We start from the raw sequence: 26,545 nt of genomic DNA on the forward strand, positions 1-26,545 counted from the left end.
CTCGCTCGACGAGACCCGACGACGGGAGCGACGCGTGTCCGAGACGGAGGCTCTGCTCGGCGATCTGCGGGCGGCGTCGTGCCTCCGACGGCGCAGACCGGCACCGGCGTCACCGCCACGGGCGACCCGCAGACGGGCCCAAGCGGCGCGGCCGGGGGCGCGGACGCGGGCGAGCGGATTCCGAGCGCCGGGGCGGGCGGAGAGGCCCCGGCCCCGCCCATCGTGGACGCGATGGGCCAGACGTCCACACCGGCGCGGGCGGCCGTGACCGACCTGCGGCACTCGGCCGCCGACGCGGGGGCGGGCGGCGCCGGGGCCGCGGCGGACACCAGGGGCGTCACCGTGCGGGCGCGGCTCGTCGCCCTCGAAGAGGGCGCCGTGCTGCTGGACCTCGGCGGGGTCACCCACCGCTTCCGCCATGCCGCGCACGGCGCGAGCCACTGGCTGGGGCGGGACGGGGAGGCCTGGCGCGTGGTCGGGCACGACCCCGTGGAGGAGGCGCTGCGCGGCGGGGCCGCCACGGCGCACGCCGGGGAGCTCACCGCGCCCATGCCCGGCACCGTCACCGTCGTGAAGGCGGCCGTCGGCGACGAGGTCACCACGGGTCAGGGCCTGCTGGTGGTCGAGGCGATGAAGATGGAGCACCTCATCTCCGCGCCCCACGACGGCACCGTCACCGAGCTCGAGGTGACCCCCGGCAGCACGGTCGCCATGGATCAGCTGCTGGCGGTCGTCACCCCGCACGAGCCGCGGCAGAGCGAGGAGCGTGAGTGATGACCCTGCCCATGACCGTCCCCGCCCCCGGGCTGCCCACCCGGGTCCGGATCCACGAGGTGGGCCCCCGGGACGGGCTCCAGAACGAGAAGGCGCTGGTCCCGGCGGCCGTCAAGGCCGAGTTCATCCACCGGCTCGCCGAGGCCGGCCTCAGCACCATCGAGGCCACCAGCTTCGTCCACCCCAAGTGGGTGCCCCAACTGGCCGACGCCGAGGAGCTGATGGCGCTCATCGACGACGTGGATGCCCGGCTCCCCGTGCTCGTGCCCAATGAGCGCGGGCTGGACCGCGCCCTCGCGCTGGGCGCGCGCGAGATCGCCGTCTTCGCCAGCGCCACGGAGTCCTTCGCCAAGGCCAATCTCAATCGCACGGTGGACGGCGCGCTGGAGATGTTCGAGCCGGTCGTCACCAGGGCCAAGGACGCGGGCGCGGCCGTGCGCGGCTATCTGTCGATGTGCTTCGGCGACCCGTGGGAGGGCCCGGTCCCGATCTCCCAGACCGTCTCGGTCAGCCGCCGCCTGATGGACATGGGATGCGACGAGATCAGCCTCGGCGACACCATCGGCGTCGCCACCCCGGGCCATGTGCGGGAGCTGCTGGACACGCTCAACGAGGCGGGCGTCGCCGACGACCTGCTGGCCGTCCACTTCCATGACACCTACGGCCAGGCGCTCGCCAACACCCTCGCCGCGCTCGAGCACGGCGTGACCACCGTCGACGCCTCCGCAGGGGGCCTGGGCGGCTGCCCATACGCCAAGAGCGCCACGGGCAATCTCGCCACCGAAGACCTCGTGTGGATGCTCGACGGCCTCGGCATCGAGACCGGGGTCGACATCGGCCGTCTCACCGCCACCAGCGTGTGGATGGCCCGGCATCTGGGCCGGCCCAGCCCGTCCCGCACCGTCCGCGCCCTCTCCCAGAAGGAGATCTGAGCCATGCCGATCGACCACCGACTCAGCCCCGAACACGAGGAACTGCGCCGCACCGTCGAGGCGTTCGCGCACGATGTGGTCGCCCCCAAGATCGGGGAGTACTGGGAGCACCATGAGTTCCCGTACGAGATCATCCGCGAGATGGGCCGGATGGGCCTGTTCGGCCTGCCCTTCCCGGAGGAGTACGGCGGCATGGGCGGGGACTACTTCGCGCTCTGTCTCGCCCTGGAGGAGCTGGCCCGGGTGGACTCCTCGGTGGCGATCACCCTGGAGGCGGGGGTCTCGCTCGGCGCGATGCCGATCTTCCTCTACGGCACGGAGGAGCAGAAGCGCACCTGGCTGCCGGGGCTCTGCTCCGGGGAGACCCTGGGCGCGTTCGGCCTGACCGAGCCCGGCGGCGGCTCGGACGCGGGCGCCACCCGCACCACGGCCCGGCTGGACGAGGCCACCGGCGAGTGGGTGATCAACGGCACCAAGTGCTTCATCACCAACTCCGGTACGGACATCACCGCGCTGGTCACCGTCACCGCCGTCACCGGCCGCAAGGAGGACGGCCGCCCCGAGATCTCCTCGATCATCGTGCCGTCCGGCACCCCCGGCTTCAGCGTGGCCGCCCCCTACTCCAAGGTGGGGTGGAACGCGTCGGACACCCGTGAGCTGTCCTTCGCCGACTGCCGGGTCCCGGCCGCGAACCTGCTGGGCGCGGAGGGCCGGGGCTACGCCCAGTTCCTGCGGATACTGGACGAGGGCCGGATCGCGATCTCCGCCCTGGCCACCGGGCTCGCCCAGGGCTGTGTGGACGAGTCGGTGGCGTACGCCAGGACCCGCGAGGCGTTCGGCCGCCCCATCGGCGCCAACCAGGCGATCCAGTTCAAGCTGGCCGACATGGAGATGCGCGCCCATATGGCCCGGGTGGCCTGGCGCGACGCGGCGTCCAGGCTGGTGCTCGGCGAGCCGTTCAAGAAGGAGGCGTCGATCGCGAAGCTCTACTCCTCCGAGGTCGCGGTGGACAACGCCCGCGAGGCCACCCAGATCCACGGTGGCTACGGCTTTATGAACGAGTATCCGGTGGCCCGGATGTGGCGGGACTCCAAGATCCTGGAGATCGGCGAGGGCACCAGCGAGGTCCAGCGCACGCTGATCGCCCGAGAGCTCGGCTTCGCGAGCTGAGCACCGGTGGGGCCCGCCCCTTCCCCTTACCAGGGGCGAAGTCCCTGGTAAGGGGGCCGGGGCGAAGCCCCCTGGACCCCGGGGTCTGGGGCGGCGCCCCAGTTTCGGGAAGGGGCGGGGAGGGGAACAGCCCGCCGCAGGCGGCACGGTCCACCCGATCGGACCAGGGGCGGAGCCCCGGACCTCGGCCGGGGCCCGGGGCCCGAGCCCCGGGCCCCGGCCGAGCGGCAGCCTCAGCTCGTGGGCCAGGGGATCTGCGGGGAGTGGTAGTACGCGATGCCCATCGCGTCCCAGCGGGAGCCCTGCGCCGCAACCCGCACCTTGTACTCGTCCCAGTTGTGCGCGCTCGCGGGTGACCAGCCGAGTTCGGCGATGCCGGGCAGGCGCGGGAAGGCCATGTACTCGATCTGCGGGCTGGTCTGGAGGGTCTCCGTCCACAGCGGCGCCTCGACACCGAGCACCGAGGACGCCGGGGCGTCCTTGATGTAGGTGCCCGGGTCCCAGTCGTAGGACTGCTTCGCCTCGACGTATCCGGCCCAGCTCTGCCCCAGCGGGGTATCGGCGTTGTACTTCATGTCCAGATAGGCGCGGTTGGCCGGGGAGAGGATCAGCCGGGTGCCCGCCTTGGCCGCGTCCGCGACCTCCTTCTCGCTCCCGTCCGTCCCCCAGTACTGGGCGATCGCGCCCTTCGCGGGGTGCGCACCGGTCAGCTGGTGCCAGCCGACCACCGTCTTGCCGTACTTGGCGACCACCGGCTGCACCCGGTCCAGGAAGGCCACATAGTCCTCGTGGCTGGTGGAGTGGGCCTCGTCGCCGCCGATGTGGAGGTAGGGGCCGGGGGTGAGCGCGGCGAGTTCGCGGATGACGTCGTCCACGAAGTCGTACGTCACCTCCTTCGGCACGCACAGCGAGCTGAAACCGACCTCGGTGCCGGTGTAGAGCGGCGGGGCGACGCCGTCGCAGTTGAGCTCCGCGTAGGAGGCGAGCGCCGCGTTGGTGTGGCCCGGCATGTCGATCTCGGGGACGACGGTCAGCTCACGGCTCGCCGCGTAACGCACGATCTCGCGGTAGTCGTCCTTGGTGTAGTAGCCGCCAGGCCCGCCCCCGACCTGTGTGGAGCCGCCGTGCCTGGCCAGGTTCGGCCAGGAGTCGATCGCGATCCGCCACCCCTGGTCGTCCGAGAGATGCAGATGCAGCTTATTGATCTTGTAGAGGGCCAGCTGGTCGATATAGCGCTTGACCTGGTCCACACCGAAGAAGTGCCGGGAGACATCGAGCATCGCGCTCCGCCAGGCGTAGCGCGGCACATCGGTGATGGTGCCGCCGGAGACCCGCCAGGGGCCCGGCTGCCGGGAGGTGCGCTCGATGGACGCGGGCAGCAGCTGCCGCAGCGTCTGGACGCCGTGGAACAACCCGGCGGCACCGCGTGCGGTGAGGGTGATCGCGCGGCCGGTGACCTGGAGCCGATACCCCTCCTCGCCCAGCGTCCGCACCCCGGCCGCCTTGGGCGTCAGCCGCAGCCGGATGCCGTCGTCACCCGATCGCGTGGTGACGGGCAGCGAAAAGCCCGTGGAGGGGCGCAGCACCTTCGCCAGATAGTCGCCCACCCGGCGCGCCGAACGCGCCGAGCCGTCGGAGCCGGACACCCGGACCCGGGTGTCCGGGCGGATCGCGTACGAGCCCGCCGCGGGCCGTACGGACGCGGGCGCGGGCACCACCCGGTCCAGCGGGGTCGGGGCGGCCGCGGCGGCGTCCTCGGCGGAAGCGGCGTCCTCGGCGGAAGCGGAGGACGGGCGGGAGGACCAGGGGGAAGCCGGGGAAGCGGAGGCGGAGGAGGCCGCGGTCCCCGCCCCGGCCACCACGGTCAGCAGCAGGGAACACAGAAGTCGAGCACGGCGTCGTCTCACAGGGGGTCCCTTCAACGAAACGTGGCATCTTGGGTACCGCGAGGGTCAGTTGCGGTCAAGGTGTAGACCAATGTGTCGCTGTCCGCCTGTCAGAATTCACCGCATGGCGGAAATCACCCAGCGCGATGGCGCCTGGAGCTTTGACGGGGAAGCGATCCGGATCGTCCCGGGGCGGGACCGCGGCGTGCCTGCCGTACGGCAGGCACTCGGCGAACTGACCGTCCCCCTGGTGGCCTTGGCCGGGGTGGCCTACGAGCCGGGGCGGAGGTCGGGCCGGCTGCGGCTGCGGCTGCGCGAGGGGGCGGACCCGCTGTTGCAGGCCACGGGCGGCAAGCTGCCGGACGCCGCCGATCCGTATCAGCTCTCGGTGGAGCCGGACCGCAGGGACCTCGCCGAGTATCTGGTCGACGAGGTCCGCCAGGCCCTGACCCTGGAGCAGGTGCCGTCCGGCCCCTGCGACCGCTATGTGCTGCCCGGCCCCCCGGTGCCGATCTCGGCGTCGGCGGGCGACGCCACGGCCTCCTTCGACGGGGAGCGGGTCCGGCTGGACTGGAACTGGAAGACCGAGGAGTCGAAGAAGTCCGGCGGCCCCCGCACGATCCTCCTGCCGGACCTGGAGATGGTGGAGTGGGTCCCGGCCGCCGGGCTGGAGAACGGCTACCTCCGCTTCATCACGGCGAAGGCCACGGCGACGGCCGCGCCCAAGTACGACCCGCACGCCGTGGTGCTGTACGGATTCAAGAAGGATCCGCTGATGGCGTTGGTCGCGGCGGCCGTCATGGCGCGGATGCCGCATCCGGGCGCCCCGGCGAAGGCGCTCCCGGCCCAGCCGCCCGCCCCCGAGCCGGTGCCCGCGGACGCCCCGTCCGCCGGGGGCGACGAGGGTGAGGTGGATCACGACGTTCTGCTGCGACGGCTGCGCGAACTCGGCGATCTTCACCAGAGCGGGATCCTCACCGAGGAGGAGTTCACCACCGCCAAACAGGCCGTGCTCCGCCGCTTCTCCGACGCCTGAGGGGCGGATTTTCCGCGCCTGAGGGACGGCTTCCCGGCCACCGGGGGCCGGATTTTCCGTCACCGAGACCCAACCCTGCCCGATATCGGGCAGGAATGTTGCGAAACACCGCGCCGCATCGCAGTATCTACGGATGCTCGACCGCCGTATGTCCCACGATGACCTTATCGACCACCTGGTCCGCAGTACGCCGCTCAGCCGCGGCGAGGCGGGCCGGGTGGTGCTGGACGTTCTGGCGTACTTCGACGAGACGACGGAGGAGTTCGTCCGGCGCCGCCACCGCGAGCTCCAGTCCGGCGGGCTGACCAACGCGGACATCTTCGAGCGGATCACGGCCGAGCTGCCGTACCGCGCGGTGGCCCCGCCCGAACTCTCGCTGCGCCAGCTGCGCCGCATCGTCTACGGCTGACGACGCCGGTGCCGCGCCGGTCCACGACACCGGTCCACGACGGCGGCCGCCACCGCCGGACACGAGCACGAGCATGCACGAGCGATCCAATGGGAGGGCCTGAACACCATGTGCGGAATCGTCGGATACATCGGGAAACGCGATGTGGCACCGCTGCTGCTGGAGGGGTTGCAGCGGCTGGAGTACCGCGGCTATGACTCCGCGGGGCTAGCGATCCAGGGCAAGCCCGCGAAGGGCGCCCAGAGCGCCGGGCTGAAGACCGCCAAGGCCAAGGGCCGGGTCCGGGACCTCGAGGCCAAGCTGCCCAAGCGGTTCGCGGGCACCACCGGCATCGCCCACACCCGCTGGGCCACCCATGGCGCGCCCAACGACATCAACGCCCATCCGCATCAGGATGCGGAGGGCAAGGTCGCCGTCGTCCACAACGGCATCATCGACAACGCCGCCGATCTGCGTGCCAAGCTGGCCGCCGACGGTGTGGAGCTGGTCTCCGACACCGACTCCGAGGCGCTCGCCCACCTCATCGGCCGCTCCCAGGCGCCCACCCTGGAGGAGAAGGTCCGCCACGCGCTGGCGATGGTCGAGGGCACCTACGGCATCGCGGTGCTGCACGCGGACTTCCCCGACCGCATCGTCGTCGCCCGCAACGGCTCGCCGGTGGTGCTGGGGATCGGCGAGAAGGAGATGTTCGTCGCCTCGGACGTCGCCGCGCTGGTCAGCCACACCCGTCAGGTGGTCACCCTGGACGACGGCGAGATGGCCACCCTCAAGGCCGACGACTACCGCACCTACACCACCGAGGGCAGCCGCACCTCCACCTCCCCCACCACAGTGGAGTGGGAGGCCGAGTCGTACGACATGGGCGGCCACGACACCTATATGCACAAGGAGATCCACGAGCAGGTCGACGCCGTGGACCGGGTGCTGCGCGGCCGGATCGACGACCGCTTCTCCACCGTCCACCTCGGCGGGCTCAACCTGGACGCCCGCGAGGCGCGCGGGGTGCGCCGGGTCAAGATCCTCGGCTGTGGTTCGGCGTACCACACGGGTCTGATCGGCGCCCAGCTGATCGAGGAGCTGGCCCGGATCCCGGCGGACGCGGAGCCCGCGAGCGAGTTCCGCTACCGCAACCCGGTGGTGGACCCGGACACCCTCTACCTCGCGGTCAGCCAGTCCGGCGAGACCTACGACACCCTGGCGGCCGTCCAGGAGCTCAAGCGCAAGGGCGCGCGGGTGCTGGGCGTCGTCAATGTCGTGGGCAGCGCGATCGCCCGGGAGACGGACGGCGGGGTGTACGTCCACGCCGGGCCGGAGGTGTGTGTCGTCTCCACCAAGTGCTTCACCAACACCGCCGTCGCCTTCGCGCTGCTCGCCCTGCACCTGGGCCGGATCCGCGATCTCTCGGTCGCCGACGGCAAGCGGATCATCGCCGGGCTGCGCAAGCTGCCCGAGCAGATCGCGGAGGTGCTGCGCGGCGAGGAGGAGATCAAGAAGCTGGCCGCGGAATATGCGAACGCAAAGAGCATGATGTTCGTCGGACGGGTCCGCGGCTACCCGGTCGCGCGCGAGGCGTCCCTGAAGCTGAAGGAGGTCTCCTACGTCCACGCCGAGGCGTACCCGGCCTCCGAGCTCAAGCACGGGCCGCTCGCGCTGATCGAGCCCGAGGTGCCCACCGTCGCGGTCCTGCCCGACGACGACCTGCTGGAGAAGAACCGGGCGACGCTGGAGGAGATCAAGGCCCGCAGCGGCCGGATCCTGGCCGTGGCCCACCGGGAGCAGGAGAAGGCGGACCACACGATCGTGGTCCCCCGCAATGAGGTGGAGCTCGACCCGATCCTGATGGGCATTCCGCTCCAACTGCTCGCCTACCACACGGCGCTGGCGCTCGGCCGGGACATCGACAAGCCCCGCAACCTCGCCAAGTCGGTGACGGTCGAGTAGGACCGCACCACCCGCGACCTGGGCGAGTCCTTCGGCGGTCCCCCGCGTGTGCCACCACGCACGCGGGGGCCGCCTCCCCTTCGCCGACGTCGCCCTAGTACGCCGGCGGCTGGCCGTCGCGCGGGAACCGTCACTTCCCGCGCGACAGCACGATCGAACGGTTTGTACCCCTCACAAACGCACAATCCACCTCTACGCACGGGTAGGTTCGTCCGTTGTCAAGATGGACTGACGCCATCTCACCTGCGGTCAAGGGGAGTTGAGGGTGTCCGGTTCCAGGCGCCCGCGCAAGTCGTGCCGACGTAAAAGGTTTTGGACTGAACAACGTCACTTGACGAGAAGGCGCGCCGGGCACGGTGTGTTCAGAGTCCCGGGAACCCGGCAGAGCCCGGAAGGGCCGAACGGGCCCCGGCAGACGCCCAGGGGACGACGCCCGGCTGGCGCTCGGGGAATGACGACGACGGCGCTCAGGGAATGACGACGACGGGCCGCTGCGCCCGCCGTGCGAGCCGCCCCGCGACCGAGCCGAAGATCCGCCCCACCAGCCCGTGCGTGGAGCCCACCACGATGGCGTCGGCCGCGTACTCCCGGCCGACCTCCTCCAGCTCATGGCAGATGTCCCCGCCCCGTTCGACGAGGATCCAGGGCACTTCGGAGAGATGATCGGCGCAGGCCAGCTCGAGCCCCAGTACCTCGGTGCGGTGATCGGGGACGTCGACGAAGACCGGCGGCTCACAGCCCGCCCAGACCGTCGTCGGCAGCCGGTTGGCCACATGGACGATGATCAGCCCGGAGCCGGAGCGCCGGGCCATGCCGATCGCATAGGCGAGGGCGCGTTCGCTCGACATGGAGCCGTCGAATCCCACCACAACACCGTGCTGGAACGCTGGATCGCAGGAATGACGTGTTTCTTCCGCCGCTTCGGGGTGCGCCATGTGATCGGCGACCCGCTTGCGGTCCGCGGGTTCGGGGATTTCGTGACCGGCCATCGGTGTCTCGGCGAAGGATGTCCTCGTGCGGAGGGATCGGCGGGGGCTCAGGTAGAGGGCTGTCGGGGGACTTGAGCTCCGCTGGAGCTCGGGGGGCGGTCTCGAGGGGTCGAAATCCGTCCGGGATTCATCTTTCCAAGCCCTTACCCCCAAGGGTACGGCGGCATTCACCACCTGCCCAGAGGTCGCCACGGGAGCGGAGCGCCCGAAGCGTTCCCCGGAGCATGCCGGAGGGCGGCCCGTAACGCAATGCCCCAAGTGGTCCCCCGTCGTCCCGGGCCCCGGGCGGCGGACCGGCCCGGCGGGGCCGCCGCGGTACGCCGTGCGGCCGCCCGGCAGTGACCTGGGGGCGGGCCGGGCGTTGTAGTAGCGGCACCGGGTGCGGCGGCCCCGGCCCGCCCGGCTCACCTGCCCGGATCCCCCGCCCGCCGCGCCCCCGCCACCCCCGCGCCGAGCCCCGCGCCGACACCTCGTCGGCCGCTCGAGAGGAGCCCCGCCCGTGCCCGTCGCCCCCGAGTACGACGCCCCCGGCTCCACCCCCGGCGGCCGGGCCGGGACACCCGGCGGGCCCCACGTTCCGAGCCCCCCTCGAGCCCAGGTCCAGGCCCCCGCTAGCGACGCGGTGAGCGAGGTGATCCGCTGGGCGGCCTTCAGCTGCGCCGTGGTCCCCGTCGTCCTGCTCATGTGCGGATCGCCCTTCGGCGCCGCCCTGGGGGCCGCCGCGGGCCTCGCCGCCGTGACGGCCGCCAGCCGCGCCCTGCTGCGCCACTCCGAGCGCACCGCGGCCCGGTTGGACGCGGACGGCGTCTCCCCGCACCGGGGCCGCCACGGCCGTACGGGGATCGGTGCGCACCGGGGCGGCCGCCGCGTCTGAGGGCCGACCGGAAAAGGCCGGAGCCGGGGAAGCGGTGCGTAGTGCTCCGCACACTCAGCGCCGATGGAGCGTCGCTATAGCACCGCTCAAGCCCGGAAGACGGCCGCTCGGTCCCTGAAGAAGTACGAGGGGGACGTACGCCGGTCGTATGACGCATCCGTACGTCTGCGCCCGCTTGTTTTCAGCCAACTTCCGGCCACACTTCTTTCCTTGGCAAACGCCGTGCTCAACACCCGTCCGGCCAGCGTGGAAAGGGGTCAGGGGCGCACGTACCCCCTACGGGAAGTGGGTGTCCGCACAAGGCGTACTTCACAGCGAGGGCTACGAGTGCAACGCTTCGTGATCGAATGCTTCGCGCCAAGTTGTCATGTCGACATAGTGGCGGGTGGTGAACTGGTCACGGCGACCACACGCGACACAGTAGATTCGATCTTGGCCATGACCGGCGGGGGAACCGTTCAGGACCGAGGGGAAACGTGCAGGACCGAGAGGACGCGACCACCGAGGGGGGCTTAGTGCCATGAGCCAGGACTCCACGACCGTACCGGAGACCTCGCGCAAGCTCTCCGGACGCCGGCGACGAGAAATCGTCGCGGTGCTGCTGTTCAGCGGCGGCCCCATCTTCGAAAGCTCCATCCCGCTCTCCGTCTTCGGTATCGACCGGCAGGACGCCGGAGTTCCTCGGTACCGACTTCTGGTGTGCGCGGGCGAAGATGTGCCACTGCGAACGACTGGCGGTCTGGAACTGACCGCACCATACGGCCTGGAGGCACTCTCCCGGGCCGGCACCGTCGTCGTACCGGCCTGGCGGTCGATAACCCAGCCGCCACCGGCCGCCGCGCTCGACGCACTGCGCCGCGCGCACGAGGAGGGCGCGCGGATCGTGGGCCTGTGCACCGGGGCCTTCGTACTGGCAGCCGCCGGGCTGCTGGACGGCCGCCCGGCGACCACCCACTGGATGTACGCGCCGACGCTCGCCAAGCGCTATCCGTCGGTCCATGTGGACCCCCGCGAGCTCTTCGTGGACGACGGCGACGTACTGACCTCGGCGGGCACCGCCGCCGGGATCGACCTGTGCCTGCACATCGTGCGCACCGACCACGGCGCGGACGCCGCCGGCGCCCTCGCCAGGCGCCTGGTCGTCCCGCCGCGCCGCAGTGGAGGGCAGGAGCGCTATCTGGACAGGTCATTACCAGAGGAGATCGGGGCGGATCCGCTCGCCGAGGTGGTGGCGTGGGCGCTCGAGCATCTGCACGAGCAGTTCGACGTCGAGGCCCTGGCGGCCCGCGCCTATATGAGCCGCAGGACCTTCGACCGCAGGTTCCGCTCGCTCACTGGGAGCGCTCCACTCCAGTGGCTGATCACCCAGCGGGTGCTACAGGCGCAGCGGCTCCTGGAGACCTCCGACTACTCGGTCGACGAGGTCGCGGGGCGCTGTGGCTTCCGCTCGCCGGTCGCGCTGCGCGGGCACTTCCGGCGGCAGCTGGGGTCCTCCCCGGCCGCCTACCGGGCCGCGTACCGTGCCCGCAGGCCCCAGGGCGGGCCCGCGGAGCGCCCGGACCGCCCCGACCGCTTGGAGCGGCTGGAGCGGCTGGAGCGGGCCGACCGGCCCGACCGCGCCGAGGTGATCGAACCCCGGGCCGGCGACCACTCCCTGCCGCTGCGGCGGCCGGGCCCGCCCGGCGCCCCCACCGGCCACTCGGGGCACCCTCCGCACCACCATCACGCTCCGCATCCGGAACCTGGCAAACCGGAGTCGGACGCCTACGCCCCACGCCTGCCCGAACAGGCGGCGGGCCGGGCCCCGGGCCGTCCGTCCCTGCCCGGCCAGCGGGAACGCCCCGTAGGGTGAGACGTATGAACGATCGCATGGTGTGGATCGACTGCGAGATGACCGGGCTCTCGCTGGCGAACGACGCGCTTATCGAGGTGGCCGCGCTGGTCACGGACTCCGAGCTGAACATCCAGGGCGACGGAGTGGACATCGTTGTCCGGCCCCCCGCGGAAGCGCTGGTCACCATGCCCGAGGTGGTGCGCGAGATGCACACCACCTCCGGCCTGCTCGCCGAGCTCGAGGGCGGGACCACGCTCGAGGACGCCCAGGACCAGGTCCTGGCCTACATCCGCGAGCACGTCCCCGAGGCCGGCAAGGCCCCGCTGTGCGGAAACTCGGTCGGCACCGACCGGGGCTTCCTCCTCCGGGACATGCCGACGCTCGAGAGCTACCTCCACTACCGGATCGTCGACGTCTCCTCGATCAAGGAGCTGGCCCGCCGCTGGTACCCGCGGGCCTACTTCAACAGCCCCAAGAAGAACGGCAACCACCGCGCGCTCGCGGACATCCACGAGTCCATCGCCGAGCTGCGCTACTACCGGGAAGCGATCTTCGTGCCCGCTCCCGGCCCGGACTCGGACACGGCGAAGGCCATCGCGACCAAGCACGTCCTGCCCGCCCGGCACGCCTGACCCTGCCGCCATCCCGGTGCTCGCTCCCGACTCCCCGAAAGCCGGGAGCGAGCACCCCTCCGGACCCTGTACACTTTTTCTCGGCCGGTGCGGAAAGCGCCGGTCATGGTGGGTATAGCTCAGCTGGTAGAGCACCTGGTTGTGGTCCAGGATGTCGCGGGTTCGAGTCCCGTTACTCACCCTCTTCGAAGAGGCCGCTGACCTGGCAAAACGGGTCAGCGGCCTCTTTCGTCGTGGCGAGCGCCCGTAAGCGGTCCGCGAGGACGGCTGCACCGCGGATCAGGCCCTGCGGCATGAGGATGCGCTCTGCCCCCGCGCCCAGCCCGGCGAGCGGGGGGCCGGCCGGGGTCGGCCCGGATCGCCCGCACAGCCCTATGCGTCCTGAATGGCCGCGGTCGGTCGAGCCTGGACACTCAGGTCCGGTCCGGGGCCTTTGCCGCGCCAGGAGTCAATGCGGTGCCTGGTGCAACGCGCAGCCGCGGCGCGGGATTTGGCGCTTGGCCGACCGTCCACAACCGACTCCGAGGGTGACATCGCAATCCATGTACTCTCGGCATTGTTCAGTCATCTCGTGGCTTGGAGGAAGCACCCATGACCAAGGCCCCGTTCGTCGCCATGTCCGCCGCTACCGCGGCGCTTGGGACCGCGCTCGGTTCCCTCGCGCTCCAGCTGCGCGCAGACGGCTACGAGCAGTACGTCGAATCCGTGGCCACCTTCAGCGTCTTGATGTACGTCACCGCGGCCCTGGTCATGGTGACGTGGGTCCGAGACGGTCGGCCGCACGCGAACTGAGTCGCGGGGGTCAGCTGCCCGGCTGGGCGGTGGTTGCCTGGTCAGGCGCTTTGCGGGAGGCAGCACTCCTCGCCCGCGACCGTGCCGCTGGCCGCCGCGATGACGGCATCGAGGCGGTCGCGGATGGTGGCCAGGTCGGCCATCTGGGCGTTGATGCGGTCGCGTTCGGCGGTCAGGCGGTCGATGTTGTCGGGGGTGGCGACGCCGGTGTGCGTACAGGGGAGGAATTCGCGGAGGGTCTTGCTCGACAGGCCCGCGGAGTAGAGGCACTGGATCCACAGCACGCGGTCGACCGCGTAGTCCGCGTAGTGGCGCTGGCCGCTGGGGCTGCGTTCCGAGGTGAGCAGGCCCTGCTCCTCGTAGTAGCGCAGCGCTCGTACACTGACGCCGGTCTTGGCGGCGAGTTCGCCGATGCGCACCGTGACTCCTCCCGCATCCGACGTCAGGGACGCGCTTCAGCGTAGTCGAGGGGCCCGGGAGTCGGGGGGCGGTTGGGCGGGAGTCTCCTCCGCCGCCGGCCTCCCCTCACCGAGGGCGCCGTCGACGTGTTTGCGCCGGTCCTCGTCCGCGACGAGCAGAGAGAGGAGCGAGGCCACGGGAAGCCCGGCCTCGGCCGGATGGCGAAGGACCTTCCCCGGCTCGATGCGGTACGTGTTCGTACGCCCCTCACGGGTGTGCGACAGATACCCGTCCTGCTCCAGGTCTCCGATGATCTTCTGGACGGCGCGCTCGGTCAGCCTACAGTGCGCGGCGATGTCACGGATCCGCACGTTCGGATCATCGGCGATCGCGGCCAGCACGCGAGCGTGGTTGGTCAAGAACGTCCATCCAGTGTGCGATTCAGTTACTCCTCCCATGGCCTCATGATATTGCCGAAACAATAGCGCATCTGGAAACATGAATCCAACTTCGTGTATAGCAAGCCGTGTGACGCCCGTGAGGCGACCTTGAGGGGAGACAGACAGGTGCACGCACGAGACATCTCCGTGCCCGAGCCTGGACATCGCTCGCCGTACAGGCCCGTGATCGGCGCGGCACCGGGCATACCGGACAGCTCGACGCCGCCGATCCCCTCATCCATCCTCCTCACCGACAGCTACCCGGAGGGCCCCCGGAAGGTCGTCGTGGTCAACGGCGAGGTGGACTACGAGACCGCCCCCGTCATGTCCGCCGTCCTGCGCAACGCCCTCCGCGATTCCGCCGAGGGCGTTGACGTGGACCTGAGCGCGGTGAGGTTCTGGGACTGCGCGGCGCTGAACGCGCTGCTGAGGCTCCGCCGGGAGGCGCTCGCGCACGGCAAGACGGTCATCGTCCGCTCCCCGAGCCGCACGGCCGGCCGGGTCCTGGACCTGACCGGCACCGCACGGCTGTTCCGGCCTCCGGTCTTCGAGGGCCGGGCGGTCACCCCTCCATCTCGTCCTTGATGGCCTCGGCGATCCGGGTCAGCGTCTTGGTGATGGTGGCCACCGCGGCGGCCTTGTCGATGCCGAGGTCGGTCAGCAGGCCCGCGCCGTCCTCGTGTTCGAGGAGGGCGAGGAGGATGTGCTCGGTGCCGACGTAGTTGTGGCCCAGCCGCAGGGCCTCGCGGAAGGTGAGTTCGAGGACCTTGCGCGCGTCGGCGTCGAAGGGGACCAGCGCGGGCATGGAGTCGGATGCGGCCGGGAGGGCGGCGGTGGCGGCCTGGCGGACGGCGTCCAGGGGGACATCCTGGGCGACGATCGCCTTGGCGGCCAGACCCTCGGGCTCGGCCAGCAGACCGAGGATGAGGTGCTCGGGGCGGATCTCGGCGTTGGCGGCGGCGCGGGCCTCGTTCTGGGAGGCGACCACGACGCTCCGGGCGCGCGGCGTGTAGCGGCCGAAGCCCTGGCTCGGGTCGAGGTCCGACGGTTCGCCGGACGCCTTGGGGACGAAGCGCTTCTGGGCCGCCTGCCGCGTCACCCCCATGCTCTTGCCGATGTCGGTCCAGGAGGCGCCGGAGCGGCGGGCCTGGTCCACGAAGTGGCCGATGAGGTGGTCGGCCACGTCGCCGAGGTGCTCGGCGGCGATCACCGCGTCGGTGAGCTGGTCGAGGGCGTCGGGGTGGACCTTCTTGATGGCCTCGATCAGGTCGTCGAGGCGCACGGGATGGGTGGGTCCGACTGATTTCGTCATGCGTCAACCATAGGTTGACACCCCGCGGAGTGTCAACGCTGGGTTGACAGTAAATCTAGCCCCGGGGTTCGCGGCGCGGCCGGTTCGGGGGCCAGAACGACGTCCAGGTGAACTTGTCGCCGCCCACCCACCGGACCACGTCCGGGTCGTCCAGATCGACGTCGTCCAGGCCGACCTCCCGCGCGATCTCGATGACGTCCAGCACCGAGTGCGCCTTGCCCGCCAGCTCACCGGCGATCTCGACCAGACGGAACGGGGGGTCGTTCTGCTGGACGCCGAGCACCACGATCGGGGGCCGGTGGATGCGCGGCGCCTGGGATTCGGTCATATGTCCCAGGCTGCGCCCCGTGCCCTCCCGCCGCACCTCGGCGGCGCCGGACCGCGCGGCCGGGCACTCCGTCGGACCGCACCGGCTCGCCCGCCCCCGCACCGCGCCCCACGATGGTCCGGTGGACGGAGAACACGGCCGCATATCCGGCGGACTGGGCCGCCGCCGCTTCCTCGGGGCCGCCGCGGCGGCCGGTGGCGGGGCGTCGGCGGTGGCCGCGACGGGCTGCGACTCCTCCTCCGAACGCACCGGCCACCGCGCCCGCCCGTCCCGGCGCGCCGACGCCGCACGCCGGGCGGAGGAGGCGGAGCGGGCCCGGCCGGGCAGCGCCGACTGGCGCATCCGCTCGGTGGGGCCGCCCGACGCCATCGCGGGCTATACCGACCGGGTGAGCGTGCTGCCCGACGAGGAGTTCGGACTCCATGTGTCGACCACCGCGCCCGCCTTCCGCGTCTCGGCCTACCGGATCGGCTGGTACGGCGGGGCGCAGGCGCGGCTGGTGTGGCGGTCGGGCCGGGTGGACGGCCGGAAGCAGGGCCCGCCCGTGTTCCTCGACGCCACCCGCACGGTGCGGGCCGACTGGGACCGTTCACTGCGGGTCCGCGCCCGGAACTGGCCGGAGGGCTCGTATCTGCTGCGGCTGGACGCCTCGAGTGGCCATCAGCGCTACGTGCCGCTGATCGTGCGCTCCCGGCAGGCGCGGGGGCGGACGCTGCTGTTGCACGCGCCGGCCACCTGGCAGGCGTACAACACCTGGGGCGGCTACAGCCTCTACCAGGGCCGGGACGGTGCGTACGGGAGCCGCTCGCTGGCCGTCAGCTTCGACCGGCCGTACGCCAAGAACGGGGCCGAGAAGTTCCTGGTCTACGAGCGGCCCCTGGTGGTCCTCGCCGAACGGCTGGGCCTTCCGCTCGCGTACACCACGGGCGTGGACGTCCATCTGCGACCGGCCGTGCTGGAGGGCGTCTCGGCCGCCCTGTCGCTCGGCCACGACGAGTACTGGACCCCGCAGCAGCGGCAGTACGTGACCCGGGCCCGGGACGACGGCACCAATCTGGCCTTCCTCGGCGCCAACACCTGCTTCCGCCGGATCCGGCTGGAGCGCGGCCCCGGCGGTGCCCCCGCGCGCACCGTGGTCTGCTACAAGACCGCCTACCGGGACGACCCGTACCTGGTGAACCATCGCGACCTGGCGACCACCGACTTCCGCCAGCCCCCCGCGCCCGATCCCGAGTCCTCACTGACCGGCGTCCTCTACGAGGGCTACCCGACCGACGCCCCGTACGTCGTCCTGGACAGCGGCCACTGGCTGTTCGCCGGGACCGGGGTGGACGACGGCGACTCCTTCGACCATCTGGTGGGGGTGGAGTACGACCGGGTCACCCCGGGCGATCCCACCCCGGCGCCCCTGCGGATCATCGCCCACTCCCCCCTGGTCTGCCGGGGCCGGCACAGCCACTCGGACTCCGCGTACTACACCGTGCCGAGCGGGGCCGGGGTCTTCGCCTCGGGGACGATGCGCTGGGTGGAGGCCCTGATGGCGGGGACCCGGGAGAACGGGCGCGACCACCGGATGGACGCGCGCACCGGTGCCTTCGTCACCCGCGTCACGGAGAATCTGCTGCGTGCCTTCGCCGCGGGGCCCGCCGGCCGGGACAAGCCACGGCCGGAGGACAACGTGCGCGCGGTGTACTCGGGCGCGTCGCGCGTAGGCGCCTGACCCGGGGCCCGAGCGCCGCCGCTCACCGACGCCGCACCGGGCCGCCCCCGACCGGGTGCTGTCCCCGAACGGGTGCTGTTCTCGGTGCCCTCGTCCCCGCCCGGCCGAGCGCCGCCGACAGCCAACAGCAGGGCCTTTCCCGCCCGGTCCGGCATCCGGGCCGGACCGGACGAGTGAATTTCCGCCGTCGCGCTCGGCCCGGCCTTCACACCGTCGGAACATACTGCGCAAATGCCCGAGAAGACGCTCATTCCTCATCTGATCCACCAGACGTGGAAGAACACCGACGTACCGCACAAGTGGCGGGAGTGGTCCGAGTCCTGGCGCCGACACCACCGCGACTGGGAGTACCGGCTGTGGACGGACGCGGACAACCGCGCGTTCCTCGAAGAGCACTACGCGTGGTTCCTCCCCGTCTACGACGGCTATCGCGAGCCGGTCAAACGGGCCGGCGCCATCCGCTACTTCGTCCTCGACCACTTCGGCGGGCTGTACGTCGATTTGGATTTCGAGTGCCTGCGCCCGATGACCGAGCTCTTCGCCGGGCAGGAGCTGGTGCTCGGCTTGGAGCCGGAGGAGCACGTCCAACTGCCGTCGAGCCGCCACGGCGGTATGCGGCGCATCGTCGGCAACGCGTTCATGGCCTCGCGGCCCGGCCATCCGTTCTGGCCGCATGTGCACCGGCGGCTGGTGGGCGCCCACACCAGGCCCGACACGCTGGACGCGACGGGCCCGTTCTTCCTCACGCGCTCGGTCGACAGTGCCCCGGAGGACGCCCCCATCACGTTCCTGGGGGCCGCCACCCTGTACCCCAAGCTGAGTCCGGCCGCCGCGGAGTTGTTCGGGCAGCGTGAGGACGACCGGGACCTGGCGCACGCCGTGCACCACTGGTCGGGCGCCTGCGTCCGGGAGGCCCCGGGCGCTCCGGCGGCGTCGAGGGGGCGTCAGGTCAGGTTCTGGATGAGCCAGGACCTGCAACCCTGCGTCCGGGGCGTGGTCGACCTCGACGCCCAGCGCAGGCGGTGGGCCTCGGGATCCCCCGCGCCGACGGTGTCCTGTCTGATGGTGACCAAGGGCCGGCTGCCGCTGGCCGAGCGGGCGATCCGGTGCTTCCTCGCCCAGACCTACACCCGCGCGGAGCTGGTCGTGGTGGACGACGGCGCGGACGGCGCCCTCGCGGACCACGTACGCGAACACGCCGACCCGAGGATCCGTGTGCACCGGCTGCCGCCCGAGGGGCGGACGCTGGGCGCACTGCGGAACATCGCGGTGGACCTCGCCGCCGGGACGTATGTGTGCCAGTGGGACGACGACGACCTGTACGCCCCGGAGCGGCTCGAGGTGCAGCTGGCGGCGGTCCTCGCGCTGGACGCCACGGCGTGTTTCCTGGCCCGGGAGCGGCTGTGGTGGCCCGCGCGCCGCAAGCTGGCCATCTCCGGGGTGCGAGTGTGGGAGGGCTCCATGCTCTGCGCGAAGGACGCGCTCCCCCGCTATCCGGAGCGGCGGCGCGGCGAGGACTCCCCGGTCGCGGAGGCCGTGGTGCGCGGCGGGCGGACGGTGTCCCTGGACGCGCCCGAGCTCTACACCTACGTGTTCCACGGGGCCAACACCTTCGACGAGTCGCACTTCACGAGCCTCTTCGACGCCGCGACCCAGGTGTGGCCGTCCGGCGACGCCTACGCGGACCAGGTGCGCGCGATGGCGAAGCGGCTGCCCCTCGCCCCGGCGGACGACCTGGAAGCCCCCGTGCCTGAGCCAAGCAGGTGAAGCGGTCTTCGGCCCCGGTGCTTGTACAGGCAGGGGTCGTTATCCAGATGCCTCTGCGGGGGTGTGTCAACGGAACACGAAAATGAGGAGAATCGCATGAACATCGGCAAGGCGGCCATTCTGGTGACCGCGGCGGCCGGGGCAGTGGTCTTCGGCGGTGCCAGCGCCGGCGCCCACGGTCAGGACAACGCCGTGAAGCAGCTCAACAACTGCGACTCCGAAGATGCCGTCAGCTTCGGCGGGCCGCCGTCGAAGCCCGACTGTGTCAACTTCGCGGACGTCTTCGGGGATCTGACTCAGCTCAACGACTGTGAATCCGCCAGCGGTCCGACCGCGAGCTCCGGCAACCTGCTCTTCTCGAGCACGATCGTCGAGGGCTCGCAGTGCGCCAACGTCGCCGTCTCCGAAAAGTCGAACGCCAAGGTGGACCACCGGGGCGCGTACGGCGCCGGGCACCGATGACGCAGGCACCAACCGGCCCCGAACACGGCCCCCTGGAGGCTGGTGACCTCTCGGGGGCCGCGGTGTCACCGCGGGAGCCCGTTGTCTCGGTGGTCATCCCCTGCTACGACTACGGTCATTATCTGTCGCAGGCCGTGGAGAGCGTGCTGGCGCAGACCTACCCGGACTGGGAGCTCGTCGTGGTCGACGACGGCAGCACCGACGACACCGCGGCGGTGGCCCGATCGCTGATCGCCGACCATCCCGGGCGGCGCATCCGGCTCCTGGAACAGGCCAACGCCGGGGTGTCGGCCGCCCGTAACGCGGGCATCGCGGCCACCACCGGCCGCTATGTTCTGCCGCTGGACGCCGACGACATGATCGCCCCCACCATGCTGGAGCGGACGGTCGCGGTGCTGGAGCGGCACCCGGACATCGCCATCGTCTCCACCGATCTGTCCGTCTTCACCGACGACGACCTGCCCGCGCAGGTGCTGGAGCTTCCGGCCTACGACAGGGACCTGCTGCTGCGGCGGCTGATCATGTTCTACTGCTCGCTCTACCGCCGTGAGGTGTGGCAGGCGGTGGGCGGTTACGTCGAGGACATGCGCGCCGGGGAGGACTGGGACTTCTGGATCGCCGCCACCGAGCGCGGCTTCACGGCCCACCACATCCACGAGCCGCTGTTCGGGGCGCGCCACAAGGACGACGGACTACACGTGGAGGCGGCCGAGAACGACCTGGCGACCCGGGCCAGGATCGTGGCCAACCACCCCGGGATGTTCAAGCCGGTCACCCTGGCCTGGGCGCGGGCGGTGCTCGCCCAGGACGAGCGGGAGTGCCTGGCCGACGAGCGGGTGCCCGATGACATCCTCACCCGGGCCGCCGACATGGACCAGTTCCTGCGGGTCGTCATGCGGCTCCAGCGCACCGCGCGGCTCCAGAGCCGTCACATCCGGCGGCTGGAGCGGTCCCTGGCCGAGCGGGATGTCCCGGTGCCCGTCTGAACGCGGCGCGGCGAGAGCGGGGCTCCCCATGGAGCCCCGCTCGGCGTGGAGTCGGCTAGTGGAGTCGGCTATTCGAAGAGGTCCGCGTACGACCCCATCGCCAGCGCGATGTCCGCCTGGGCCCAGAACCGGTGGTACGTGAAGCTGGGCACCGCGCCGCCCTTCAGATACGCCTCGACCTTGGACCAGGCCGGGTCGTTCTTGTAGAAGGAGCGGATCGACATGAAGGTGGAGCTGGAGTCGATCTTGTCACCGTTCGGCATGGTCCCGGTCCAGCCGCTGGGCACGTAGACCGGGTCGTCGAAGCGGTTGTAGTCGGCGCGGGTCTCGGGGACCGCGATGCCGAGGGCGTCCTGGTAGTTGTTCCACATGCCGTCCAGCAACGCCTTCGCGGTGTCCCTGGCCTTGGTGTCGCCGGACTTGGCGGCGTAGTAGGACAGGGTCTTGGCGTACGCGGCCGCCACGCCGACGTCATTGGTGTAGTCGGCGACGGTGACGTGCAGGTTCGCGTTGGCGCCGGGGCTGGAGGCGTTCCAGGTGTCGGGCTGGCCGGACCACTGGAGGGTGGACGGGATCTGGTAGGTGCCATCGGCGTTGACGGTGGTCTTGGACAGCGCCCACTTCACCCACTTGTCCAGGACCGTCTTCGCGGAGGCGTCACCGGTGCGGTTGTAGTACTCCGCGACGCGCTCCATGGACCACGCCTGGAAGCCGAACCACTGGTTGGACGGCGGATCGTGGTAGACCGGCTTCTCGTCGTAGTACATGCCGTAGAAGGTGGACGTGCCCGACGGCGGCGTGGCGTAGCGGCCCTGCCAGCTGTTGGTGGCGCCGCCCGCGATGGCGCCCTCGCTGGACTGGAGCCACCGGTAGAACTCCAGCTGGCGCTTGAGGCTGGTGGACCAGTCGCTCGCACCCGTCGCGGACTTGGGCTTGAGGTCGGCGTACGAGCTCAGGGCCCAGGCCGCCATGGGGTTCTGGTAGCCGCCGTGGGCGTGGCTGGAGCCGATGCGCCAGGACCAGCCCGCGGAGGTGTCGGTGGCGCCGCCCCAGGCGTAGTACCAGGACAGCAGGTAGTGGGAGCTGTTCTTGCCGCTCCCGGCCGGGCAGGTGGTCTCACCGGCACAGTTGCCGATCTTCTTGAAGTACTTGTCGTACATCGCGTAGCGCAGATAGTCGCCCATCTTGGCGGCCTTGGCGATGTTGCCGGAGATCTGGCTTCCCTTGCCCTGCGCCTTGGCCCACTCCGAGGCCCAGTAGGCGGCCTGGACGACCCGGGCGTCGGCGTCGGGGGCGTTGGTGAACTTCCACTGCTTGGCGTACGAGGCGTCGCCGGTGAACAGGTCCAGATAGCCGTTCTTGCCGCCGTACTTGAAGCTGTCGCAGGTGGGCTGGGTCACGGTCTCCCAGACCGACTCCTGCGGACCGCGCTGGAAGGTATTGACGTAGGACGGGCCGGTGTCGGACGGCCCCGCCTCGCACTTGCCGGGCGCGTTGCCGTAGCCGTAGACGTTGTCGACGTCCTGGATCCAGTGCATGCCGTAGATGTCATCGGTGCCGTACGCGCTCTTCAGCTCGGCGGCGATGGGGTCGTTGCCGACCGGGACATTGCCGTTGAGCTGCGAGGGGTACTGGGAGGGCTGGTCCCATTCGGGGGCGTAGGTGGCCGGCTTGGAGGCGTTGTAGAAGCTGTTGGTGGGCTGGTCGGCGTGGGTGGGGATCATGTACTTCTCCATGGTGTCCCACGCGGAGTTGAACTTGGACCAGTCGCCGGTGACCTTGCCGTACATCGCCTGGAGCCAGATCAGATAGCTGTACGCCTCGGAGGTCGTCTCATGGCCGTGGTCGGGGGCCTCGACGATCAGGGTCTCCACCGAGTGGTACGGAACGCCCTCGGGCGAGAAGTAGCCCGCCGAGGGTGCGGTGATCTTGTTGTAGAGGTCCAGGAAGCGGGCGTCGTAGTCCTTCGCGGCGGCCAGCTGGGTGACGGTGACCTCGGCCTTGGTGTGGCCGGCGGCGGTCGCGGTGAAGGTCGCGGCGCCGGTGCCGGAGTTCGCGGCGGCGACGGTCACCTGCTGCGCGGTGTCCCAGTTGGCGGGGGTGAAGGTGAGGGTGGCGCCCGAGGAGATCGTCAGGCCGGTGTTGCCCGAGGTGCGGGCGACGGAGACCGTGACGTCTCCGGACGGCTTGGTGGACAGCTTGACGCCGAAGGTCCCCGTCTTGCCCTGCTGCACCCCGAGCTGCCCGGGGCTGGCCACCAGCGCGGGCCCGGCCGCCACATGGATGCCGACGGGGGTGGACTCGGCGGCGGCGCCCTGGCTGTCGTACGCCTTGGCGTAGAGCGAGTAGTCGCCGGCCGGGACGTCCTGGTAGTCGAAGGCGTACGGGGAGGTGGTGTCGGTGCCGAGGAGCTTGGTGTCGCTGTAGAACTCCACCTTGCTGATCGTCGCCCCGTCCGCCGCCGCGGCCGTGGCCGTCATCGGGACGGTGTCGCCGGAGGTGAAGACGGCGCCGGGTGACGGGCTGCTCAGCACCGTGATGGGCGGCTGATGGGCGCCCCGGCAGGCCACGCCGTTGACGGCGAAGGAGGTGGGGGCGGCGTTGGTGCCGCTGTAGGTGAACTGGGCGCCGGTGGTGACGTTGCCCCCGGCCGCGATCTTCGCGTTGTGCCCGGCGTTGGTGACGGTGACGGTCTTGCCGGACTGCGACCAGCTGCCGTTCCAGCCGTTGCCGAGCTTCTGGTTGCCTGCGTAGTCGTAGGTGAGGGTCCAGCCGTCGATGGCGTCGGTGCCGGGGTTGGTGATGGTGAGATCGGCGGTGAAGCCGGAACCCCAGTCATTGGTCTTGTAGTCGACCCCGCACTGGACCGCCGCGGCGTGCGCGGGGGCGGCGCCGCCCGCCGCGGTCATGGCCACGGGGAGCGAGAGGGCGGCGGCGAGGGTGGTCACCAGCCGTCTCATTCGTCGTCGTGCCCCTGATCGTCGTGGGCTGGATAAGGGCGAGCCACGCTGTACGCGCATCTGGGGGGACCTCCTCGCGGTTCGTGCGGGTGGTGGGGGATGTGCGAACCAGTGGGAGCGCTCCCAAGGTTCGTGTCAGCCCGAAGGAGTGTCAAGTCTTTGAACAACAGCGGGTCGCCGGGCACCCTCGACCGATAATTCATGAACGGGGTCTGTTGACATGCGCCCGTCGAGCGCTACCTTCACTTCAACCAGTGGGAGCGATTCCAGCAGTCTGCGCCACCTCGAACGGCGCTTGGACCTCGAGGAGTCGCTCCATGCGAGCACCCCCGCGCCTTTACGCCTTGGTGGCCGCCGCGGCGTTATCCGTGGCGGGCACCGCCTTGGTGCCCGCCACCGCCTCGGCGGCGAGCGGCCCGGCCACGAACGCCTCGGCGGCCAGCGCCCCAGCGGTGGCCGTGCCCAACGCGGCACCACCGAAGCTCCGCGCCTCCGGCAACAAGCTCGTCGACGAGAACGGAGCCACCCGGCGGCTGCTGGGCGTCAACCGCTCCGGCGGTGAGTTCATGTGCGTCCAGGGGCGTGGCATCTTCGACGGCCCCGTGGACGACGCGGCCGTCAAGGCCATCGCCGACTGGAAGGTCAACGCGGTCCGGATCCCGCTCAACGAGGAGTGCTGGCTGGGCCTTTCCCCTATCGACGCGGCCTACGGAGGGGCCAACTACATCGCGGCCGTCGAGGCACTCGTCGCCCGGCTGGAGGCCCGTGGCATCACGCCCGTCGTCGAACTCCACTGGAGCCACGGCAGATACACCGGCGGGGACAGCCACTGCGCCGACACCGAGTACGCCACCTGCCAGAAGCCGATGCCGGACGCGCAGTACACCCCGGCCTTCTGGACCTCGGTCGCCCAGACCTTCAAGGGCGACCAGGCCGTGGTCTTCGACCTGTTCAACGAGCCGTTCCCGGACCGCGCCACCTCCGACCTCACGGCGGCGTGGAAGTGCTGGCGCGACGGCGGGAGCTGCCCCGGGATCGACTTCCAGGTCGCCGGGATGCAGACCCTGCTGAACGCCGTACGGGCCACCGGCGCCAGGAACCTGGTGCTGGTCCCCGGGGTCGCCTACGCAGGCGATCTGCGCCAGTGGCTGACGTACAAGCCGAACGACCCGGCGGGCAATCTCGCCGCCGCCTGGCACACGTACAACTTCAACACCTGTTCCAACGAGAGCTGCTTCAACGAACAGCTCGCGCCGGTCATCGCCCAGGTCCCGTTCGTGGCGGGCGAGATCGGCGAGAACACCTGCTCCCACGGCTATGTCGACCGGGTCATGGCCTGGTTGGACGCCAAGGGCGCCTCGTATCTGGGGTGGACCCGGAACACCTGGGACTGTTCCTCGGGCCCGTCCCTGAACAGCGATGACAACGGCACGCCGACCAACTACGGCGTGGGACTCCGCGATCACCTGAAGGGAATGCAATGAGCCGCAGAATCCGAATGGCGGGCACCCTGCTCGCCGCCTCCGCGCTGACCATGGGGGCGCTGACCGGCGTGGCGTCCGCCCAGGTGGACAGCGGCAGGGCGGCCGCCGCGAAGGTCGACAACCCGTACTCGGGCGCCAAGGTGTACGTGAACCCCGACTGGTCGGCGAAGGCCGCCGCCGAACCCGGCGGCAGCAAGGTCTCCAACCAGCCGACCGGCATCTGGCTGGACCGGATCGCCGCGATCAACGGCACGGGCGGCGCGATGGGGCTGCGCGCCCACCTCGACCAGGCGCTCCAGCAGTCGGGCGGCAGCCCGACCGTCGTCCAGTTGGTGGTCTACGACCTGCCCGGCCGTGACTGCTCGGCACTGGCGTCCAACGGCGAGCTCGGCCCGACCGAGATCGACAAGTACAAGACGCAGTTCATCGATCCGATCGCGGCGATCCTCTCCGAGTCGAAGTACGCCAACTCCAATCTGCGGATCGTGACCACGATCGAGGTCGACTCGCTGCCCAACCTGGTCACCAACACCGGCGGCAAGCCCACCGCGACCCCCGAGTGCGACACGATGAAGGCGAACGGCAACTATGTGAAGGGCGTCGGCTACGCCCTGAACAAGCTGGGCTCGATCGGCAACGTCTACAACTACATCGACGCCGGGCACCACGGCTGGATCGGCTGGGACGACAACTTCAACCCCACCGCACAGGTGATCAAGCAGGCGGCGACGGCCGAGGGCAGCACGGTCGACAAGGTGGCCGGCATCATCACCAACACGGCCAACTTCAGCGCGCTGAAGGAGGACAACTTCACCGTCAACGACTCGGTCAACGGCACCACCGTGCGCCAGTCGAAATGGGTGGACTGGAACCGGTACGTGGACGAGCTCTCCTACGCCCAGGCGTTCCGCCAGGAGCTGGTCAACGTCGGCTTCCCGAGCAACATCGGCGCGCTGATCGACACCTCCCGCAACGGCTGGGGCGGCTCGGCCCGGCCCAGCGGCCCCGGCGCGAAGACGGACGTGGACACGTACGTCAACGGCGGGCGCTACGACCGCCGGATCCACGTCGGCAACTGGTGCAACCAGAAGGGCGCCGGGCTCGGCGAGCGGCCCAAGGCGGCACCCGCGGCCGGGATCGACGCGTACGTGTGGATGAAGCCCCCGGGCGAGTCGGACGGCTCGAGCTCCTCGATCCCGAACGACGAGGGCAAGGGCTTCGACCGGATGTGCGACCCGACGTACACCGGCAACCCGCGCAACAACAACAACATGTCGGGTGCGCTGCCGAACGCCCCGCTGTCGGGCCACTGGTTCTCGGCCCAGTTCCAGGAGCTGCTGAAGAACGCCTATCCGGCGCTGTAATCCGCCTACCCGGCGCTGTCATCGCACGACCCGTCCCCTGAAGTGGGGCCGGTG

At 70.8% G+C, this 26,545-nt stretch carries 24 protein-coding genes and 1 tRNA gene; 18 read left to right on the forward strand and 7 right to left on the reverse strand.

Features of this window, described 5'->3' with window-relative positions:
• The 3 genes from ABD329_RS48335 to ABD329_RS30740 form a co-directional block, all read left to right on the forward strand.
• Positions 1-774 (forward strand): acyl-CoA carboxylase biotin carboxyl carrier protein subunit (locus tag ABD329_RS48335; RefSeq protein ID WP_425574400.1); only part of this gene is annotated, 774 nt, incomplete at its 5' end.
• Positions 774-1,706 (forward strand): hydroxymethylglutaryl-CoA lyase, encoded by a 933-nt coding sequence (locus ABD329_RS30735; protein ID WP_198280020.1) that lies wholly within the window; start codon positions 774-776, stop codon positions 1,704-1,706. The genes ABD329_RS48335 and ABD329_RS30735, both read left to right, overlap by 1 nt.
• A 3-nt stretch (positions 1,707-1,709) precedes the next feature.
• Entirely contained in the window at positions 1,710-2,876 is a 1,167-nt protein-coding gene (locus ABD329_RS30740; protein WP_171072702.1) for an acyl-CoA dehydrogenase family protein, read from the forward strand.
• A gap of 233 nt (positions 2,877-3,109) precedes the next feature.
• On the opposite strand, the gene ABD329_RS30745 is transcribed toward ABD329_RS30740, so the two are convergent.
• Positions 3,110-4,783, reverse strand: coding sequence for a beta-N-acetylhexosaminidase (locus ABD329_RS30745; protein ID WP_198280019.1), 1,674 nt, complete (start codon positions 4,781-4,783; stop codon positions 3,110-3,112).
• Positions 4,784-4,886: 103 nt separating this feature from the next.
• On the opposite strand from ABD329_RS30745, the gene ABD329_RS30750 reads away from it, so the two are divergent.
• The 3 genes from ABD329_RS30750 to glmS all read left to right on the forward strand — a co-directional run bounded on the left by ABD329_RS30750 (position 4,887) and on the right by glmS (position 8,148).
• The gene (locus tag ABD329_RS30750; protein WP_198280018.1) at positions 4,887-5,798 is read left to right on the forward strand and encodes a DUF4429 domain-containing protein; all 912 of its coding nucleotides are present in this window, start codon (positions 4,887-4,889) and stop codon (positions 5,796-5,798) included.
• A 133-nt stretch (positions 5,799-5,931) separates the two neighbouring features.
• On the forward strand, positions 5,932-6,207 hold the full coding sequence (locus ABD329_RS30755) for a hypothetical protein (protein ID WP_037953108.1): 276 nt from the start codon (positions 5,932-5,934) through the stop codon (positions 6,205-6,207).
• Positions 6,208-6,315: 108 nt separating this feature from the next.
• Entirely contained in the window at positions 6,316-8,148 is a 1,833-nt protein-coding gene (glmS, locus tag ABD329_RS30760) for a glutamine--fructose-6-phosphate transaminase (isomerizing) (RefSeq protein ID WP_198280017.1), read from the forward strand.
• Between the two features lie 467 nt (positions 8,149-8,615).
• On the opposite strand, the gene ABD329_RS30765 is transcribed toward glmS, so the two are convergent.
• Complete coding sequence (locus ABD329_RS30765; protein WP_020871124.1) at positions 8,616-9,137, reverse strand: universal stress protein; 522 nt, start codon at positions 9,135-9,137, stop codon at positions 8,616-8,618.
• A gap of 499 nt (positions 9,138-9,636) precedes the next feature.
• Between ABD329_RS30765 and ABD329_RS30770 the strand changes: the two genes are divergently transcribed.
• The 5 genes from ABD329_RS30770 (at position 9,637) to ABD329_RS30790 (ending at position 13,269) form a co-directional block, all read left to right on the forward strand.
• On the forward strand, positions 9,637-10,011 hold the full coding sequence (locus tag ABD329_RS30770; protein WP_344317212.1) for a hypothetical protein: 375 nt from the start codon (positions 9,637-9,639) through the stop codon (positions 10,009-10,011).
• A 520-nt stretch (positions 10,012-10,531) separates the two neighbouring features.
• Complete coding sequence (locus tag ABD329_RS30775; RefSeq protein WP_198276980.1) at positions 10,532-11,863, forward strand: helix-turn-helix domain-containing protein; 1,332 nt, start codon at positions 10,532-10,534, stop codon at positions 11,861-11,863.
• A gap of 5 nt (positions 11,864-11,868) precedes the next feature.
• On the forward strand, positions 11,869-12,477 hold the full coding sequence (orn, locus tag ABD329_RS30780) for an oligoribonuclease (protein WP_086880111.1): 609 nt from the start codon (positions 11,869-11,871) through the stop codon (positions 12,475-12,477).
• Between the two features lie 108 nt (positions 12,478-12,585).
• Positions 12,586-12,658 (forward strand) — tRNA-His (locus ABD329_RS30785).
• 410 nt (positions 12,659-13,068) lie between these two features.
• Positions 13,069-13,269: an SCO3870 family protein gene (locus ABD329_RS30790; RefSeq protein ID WP_037953114.1), complete on the forward strand. Its 201-nt coding sequence runs from the start codon at positions 13,069-13,071 to the stop codon at positions 13,267-13,269.
• 41 nt (positions 13,270-13,310) lie between these two features.
• Here the strand turns inward: ABD329_RS30790 and ABD329_RS30795 are convergent, their stop codons facing one another.
• Together ABD329_RS30795 and ABD329_RS30800 are read right to left on the reverse strand one after the other, a co-directional pair.
• Complete coding sequence (locus tag ABD329_RS30795; RefSeq protein ID WP_198276981.1) at positions 13,311-13,688, reverse strand: MerR family transcriptional regulator; 378 nt, start codon at positions 13,686-13,688, stop codon at positions 13,311-13,313.
• Between the two features lie 36 nt (positions 13,689-13,724).
• Entirely contained in the window at positions 13,725-14,126 is a 402-nt protein-coding gene (locus tag ABD329_RS30800; RefSeq protein ID WP_246618421.1) for a helix-turn-helix transcriptional regulator, read from the reverse strand.
• A gap of 108 nt (positions 14,127-14,234) precedes the next feature.
• On the opposite strand from ABD329_RS30800, the gene ABD329_RS30805 reads away from it, so the two are divergent.
• A complete protein-coding gene (locus ABD329_RS30805; protein ID WP_198276982.1) occupies positions 14,235-14,693 on the forward strand; it encodes an STAS domain-containing protein in 459 nt (152 codons plus the stop codon).
• On the opposite strand, the gene ABD329_RS30810 is transcribed toward ABD329_RS30805, so the two are convergent.
• Complete coding sequence (locus ABD329_RS30810) at positions 14,671-15,420, reverse strand: Clp protease N-terminal domain-containing protein (protein ID WP_198276983.1); 750 nt, start codon at positions 15,418-15,420, stop codon at positions 14,671-14,673. The genes ABD329_RS30805 and ABD329_RS30810 overlap by 23 nt on opposite strands.
• Positions 15,421-15,475: 55 nt before the next feature.
• A complete protein-coding gene (locus tag ABD329_RS30815) occupies positions 15,476-15,748 on the reverse strand; it encodes a hypothetical protein (RefSeq protein WP_198276984.1) in 273 nt (90 codons plus the stop codon).
• Between the two features lie 154 nt (positions 15,749-15,902).
• Here ABD329_RS30815 and ABD329_RS30820 point away from each other — a divergent pair, with 154 nt between their 5' ends.
• From ABD329_RS30820 to ABD329_RS30835, 4 genes are all read left to right on the forward strand, one after another.
• Positions 15,903-17,468: a N,N-dimethylformamidase beta subunit family domain-containing protein gene (locus ABD329_RS30820; RefSeq protein WP_425574401.1), complete on the forward strand. Its 1,566-nt coding sequence runs from the start codon at positions 15,903-15,905 to the stop codon at positions 17,466-17,468.
• A gap of 231 nt (positions 17,469-17,699) precedes the next feature.
• Positions 17,700-19,235 (forward strand): glycosyltransferase, encoded by a 1,536-nt coding sequence (locus ABD329_RS30825; protein ID WP_246618422.1) that lies wholly within the window; start codon positions 17,700-17,702, stop codon positions 19,233-19,235.
• 96 nt (positions 19,236-19,331) lie between these two features.
• Positions 19,332-19,697 (forward strand): hypothetical protein, encoded by a 366-nt coding sequence (locus tag ABD329_RS30830; protein ID WP_198276985.1) that lies wholly within the window; start codon positions 19,332-19,334, stop codon positions 19,695-19,697.
• Positions 19,694-20,683, forward strand: coding sequence for a glycosyltransferase family 2 protein (locus tag ABD329_RS30835; RefSeq protein ID WP_198276986.1), 990 nt, complete (start codon positions 19,694-19,696; stop codon positions 20,681-20,683). The genes ABD329_RS30830 and ABD329_RS30835 overlap by 4 nt, the downstream gene beginning before the upstream one ends.
• Before the next feature lie 68 nt (positions 20,684-20,751).
• On the opposite strand, the gene ABD329_RS30840 is transcribed toward ABD329_RS30835, so the two are convergent.
• Positions 20,752-23,643 carry a glycoside hydrolase family 48 protein gene (locus ABD329_RS30840; protein WP_198276987.1) on the reverse strand — a complete coding sequence of 964 codons (2,892 nt, stop codon included), beginning with the start codon at positions 23,641-23,643 and terminating at the stop codon, positions 20,752-20,754.
• A gap of 317 nt (positions 23,644-23,960) precedes the next feature.
• On the opposite strand from ABD329_RS30840, the gene ABD329_RS30845 reads away from it, so the two are divergent.
• Both ABD329_RS30845 and ABD329_RS30850 read left to right on the forward strand, forming a co-directional pair.
• Entirely contained in the window at positions 23,961-25,127 is a 1,167-nt protein-coding gene (locus ABD329_RS30845) for a glycoside hydrolase family 5 protein (protein WP_198276988.1), read from the forward strand.
• Complete coding sequence (locus ABD329_RS30850; protein ID WP_198276989.1) at positions 25,124-26,491, forward strand: glycoside hydrolase family 6 protein; 1,368 nt, start codon at positions 25,124-25,126, stop codon at positions 26,489-26,491. Before ABD329_RS30845 ends, ABD329_RS30850 begins: the two co-directional genes overlap by 4 nt.
• Positions 26,492-26,545: the final 54 nt, after the last annotated feature.

The sequence above is a fragment of the Streptomyces javensis genome (assembly GCF_039525925.1).
Taxonomy (GTDB): domain Bacteria; phylum Actinomycetota; class Actinomycetes; order Streptomycetales; family Streptomycetaceae; genus Streptomyces; species Streptomyces asiaticus.

Excerpts from the sequence above, each read along its gene's own strand:
- ABD329_RS30825 (WP_246618422.1), top strand. The coding sequence starts at position 17,700 with ATGCCCGAGAAGACGCTCATTCCTCATCTGATCCACCAGACGTGGAAG.
- ABD329_RS30750 (WP_198280018.1), top strand. The coding sequence starts at position 4,887 with ATGGCGGAAATCACCCAGCGCGATGGCGCCTGGAGCTTTGACGGGGAA.
- ABD329_RS30755 (WP_037953108.1), top strand. The coding sequence starts at position 5,932 with ATGCTCGACCGCCGTATGTCCCACGATGACCTTATCGACCACCTGGTC.
- ABD329_RS30765 (WP_020871124.1), bottom strand. The coding sequence starts at position 9,137 with ATGGCCGGTCACGAAATCCCCGAACCCGCGGACCGCAAGCGGGTCGCC.
- glmS (WP_198280017.1), top strand. The coding sequence starts at position 6,316 with ATGTGCGGAATCGTCGGATACATCGGGAAACGCGATGTGGCACCGCTG.
- ABD329_RS30740 (WP_171072702.1), top strand. The coding sequence starts at position 1,710 with ATGCCGATCGACCACCGACTCAGCCCCGAACACGAGGAACTGCGCCGC.
- ABD329_RS30835 (WP_198276986.1), top strand. The coding sequence starts at position 19,694 with ATGACGCAGGCACCAACCGGCCCCGAACACGGCCCCCTGGAGGCTGGT.
- ABD329_RS30775 (WP_198276980.1), top strand. The coding sequence starts at position 10,532 with ATGAGCCAGGACTCCACGACCGTACCGGAGACCTCGCGCAAGCTCTCC.
- ABD329_RS30830 (WP_198276985.1), top strand. The coding sequence starts at position 19,332 with ATGAACATCGGCAAGGCGGCCATTCTGGTGACCGCGGCGGCCGGGGCA.
- ABD329_RS30850 (WP_198276989.1), top strand. The coding sequence starts at position 25,124 with ATGAGCCGCAGAATCCGAATGGCGGGCACCCTGCTCGCCGCCTCCGCG.
- ABD329_RS30815 (WP_198276984.1), bottom strand. The coding sequence starts at position 15,748 with ATGACCGAATCCCAGGCGCCGCGCATCCACCGGCCCCCGATCGTGGTG.
- ABD329_RS30810 (WP_198276983.1), bottom strand. The coding sequence starts at position 15,420 with ATGACGAAATCAGTCGGACCCACCCATCCCGTGCGCCTCGACGACCTG.
- ABD329_RS30845 (WP_198276988.1), top strand. The coding sequence starts at position 23,961 with ATGCGAGCACCCCCGCGCCTTTACGCCTTGGTGGCCGCCGCGGCGTTA.
- ABD329_RS30800 (WP_246618421.1), bottom strand. The coding sequence starts at position 14,126 with ATGGGAGGAGTAACTGAATCGCACACTGGATGGACGTTCTTGACCAAC.
- ABD329_RS30840 (WP_198276987.1), bottom strand. The coding sequence starts at position 23,643 with ATGAGACGGCTGGTGACCACCCTCGCCGCCGCCCTCTCGCTCCCCGTG.
- ABD329_RS30790 (WP_037953114.1), top strand. The coding sequence starts at position 13,069 with ATGACCAAGGCCCCGTTCGTCGCCATGTCCGCCGCTACCGCGGCGCTT.
- orn (WP_086880111.1), top strand. The coding sequence starts at position 11,869 with ATGAACGATCGCATGGTGTGGATCGACTGCGAGATGACCGGGCTCTCG.
- ABD329_RS30735 (WP_198280020.1), top strand. The coding sequence starts at position 774 with ATGACCCTGCCCATGACCGTCCCCGCCCCCGGGCTGCCCACCCGGGTC.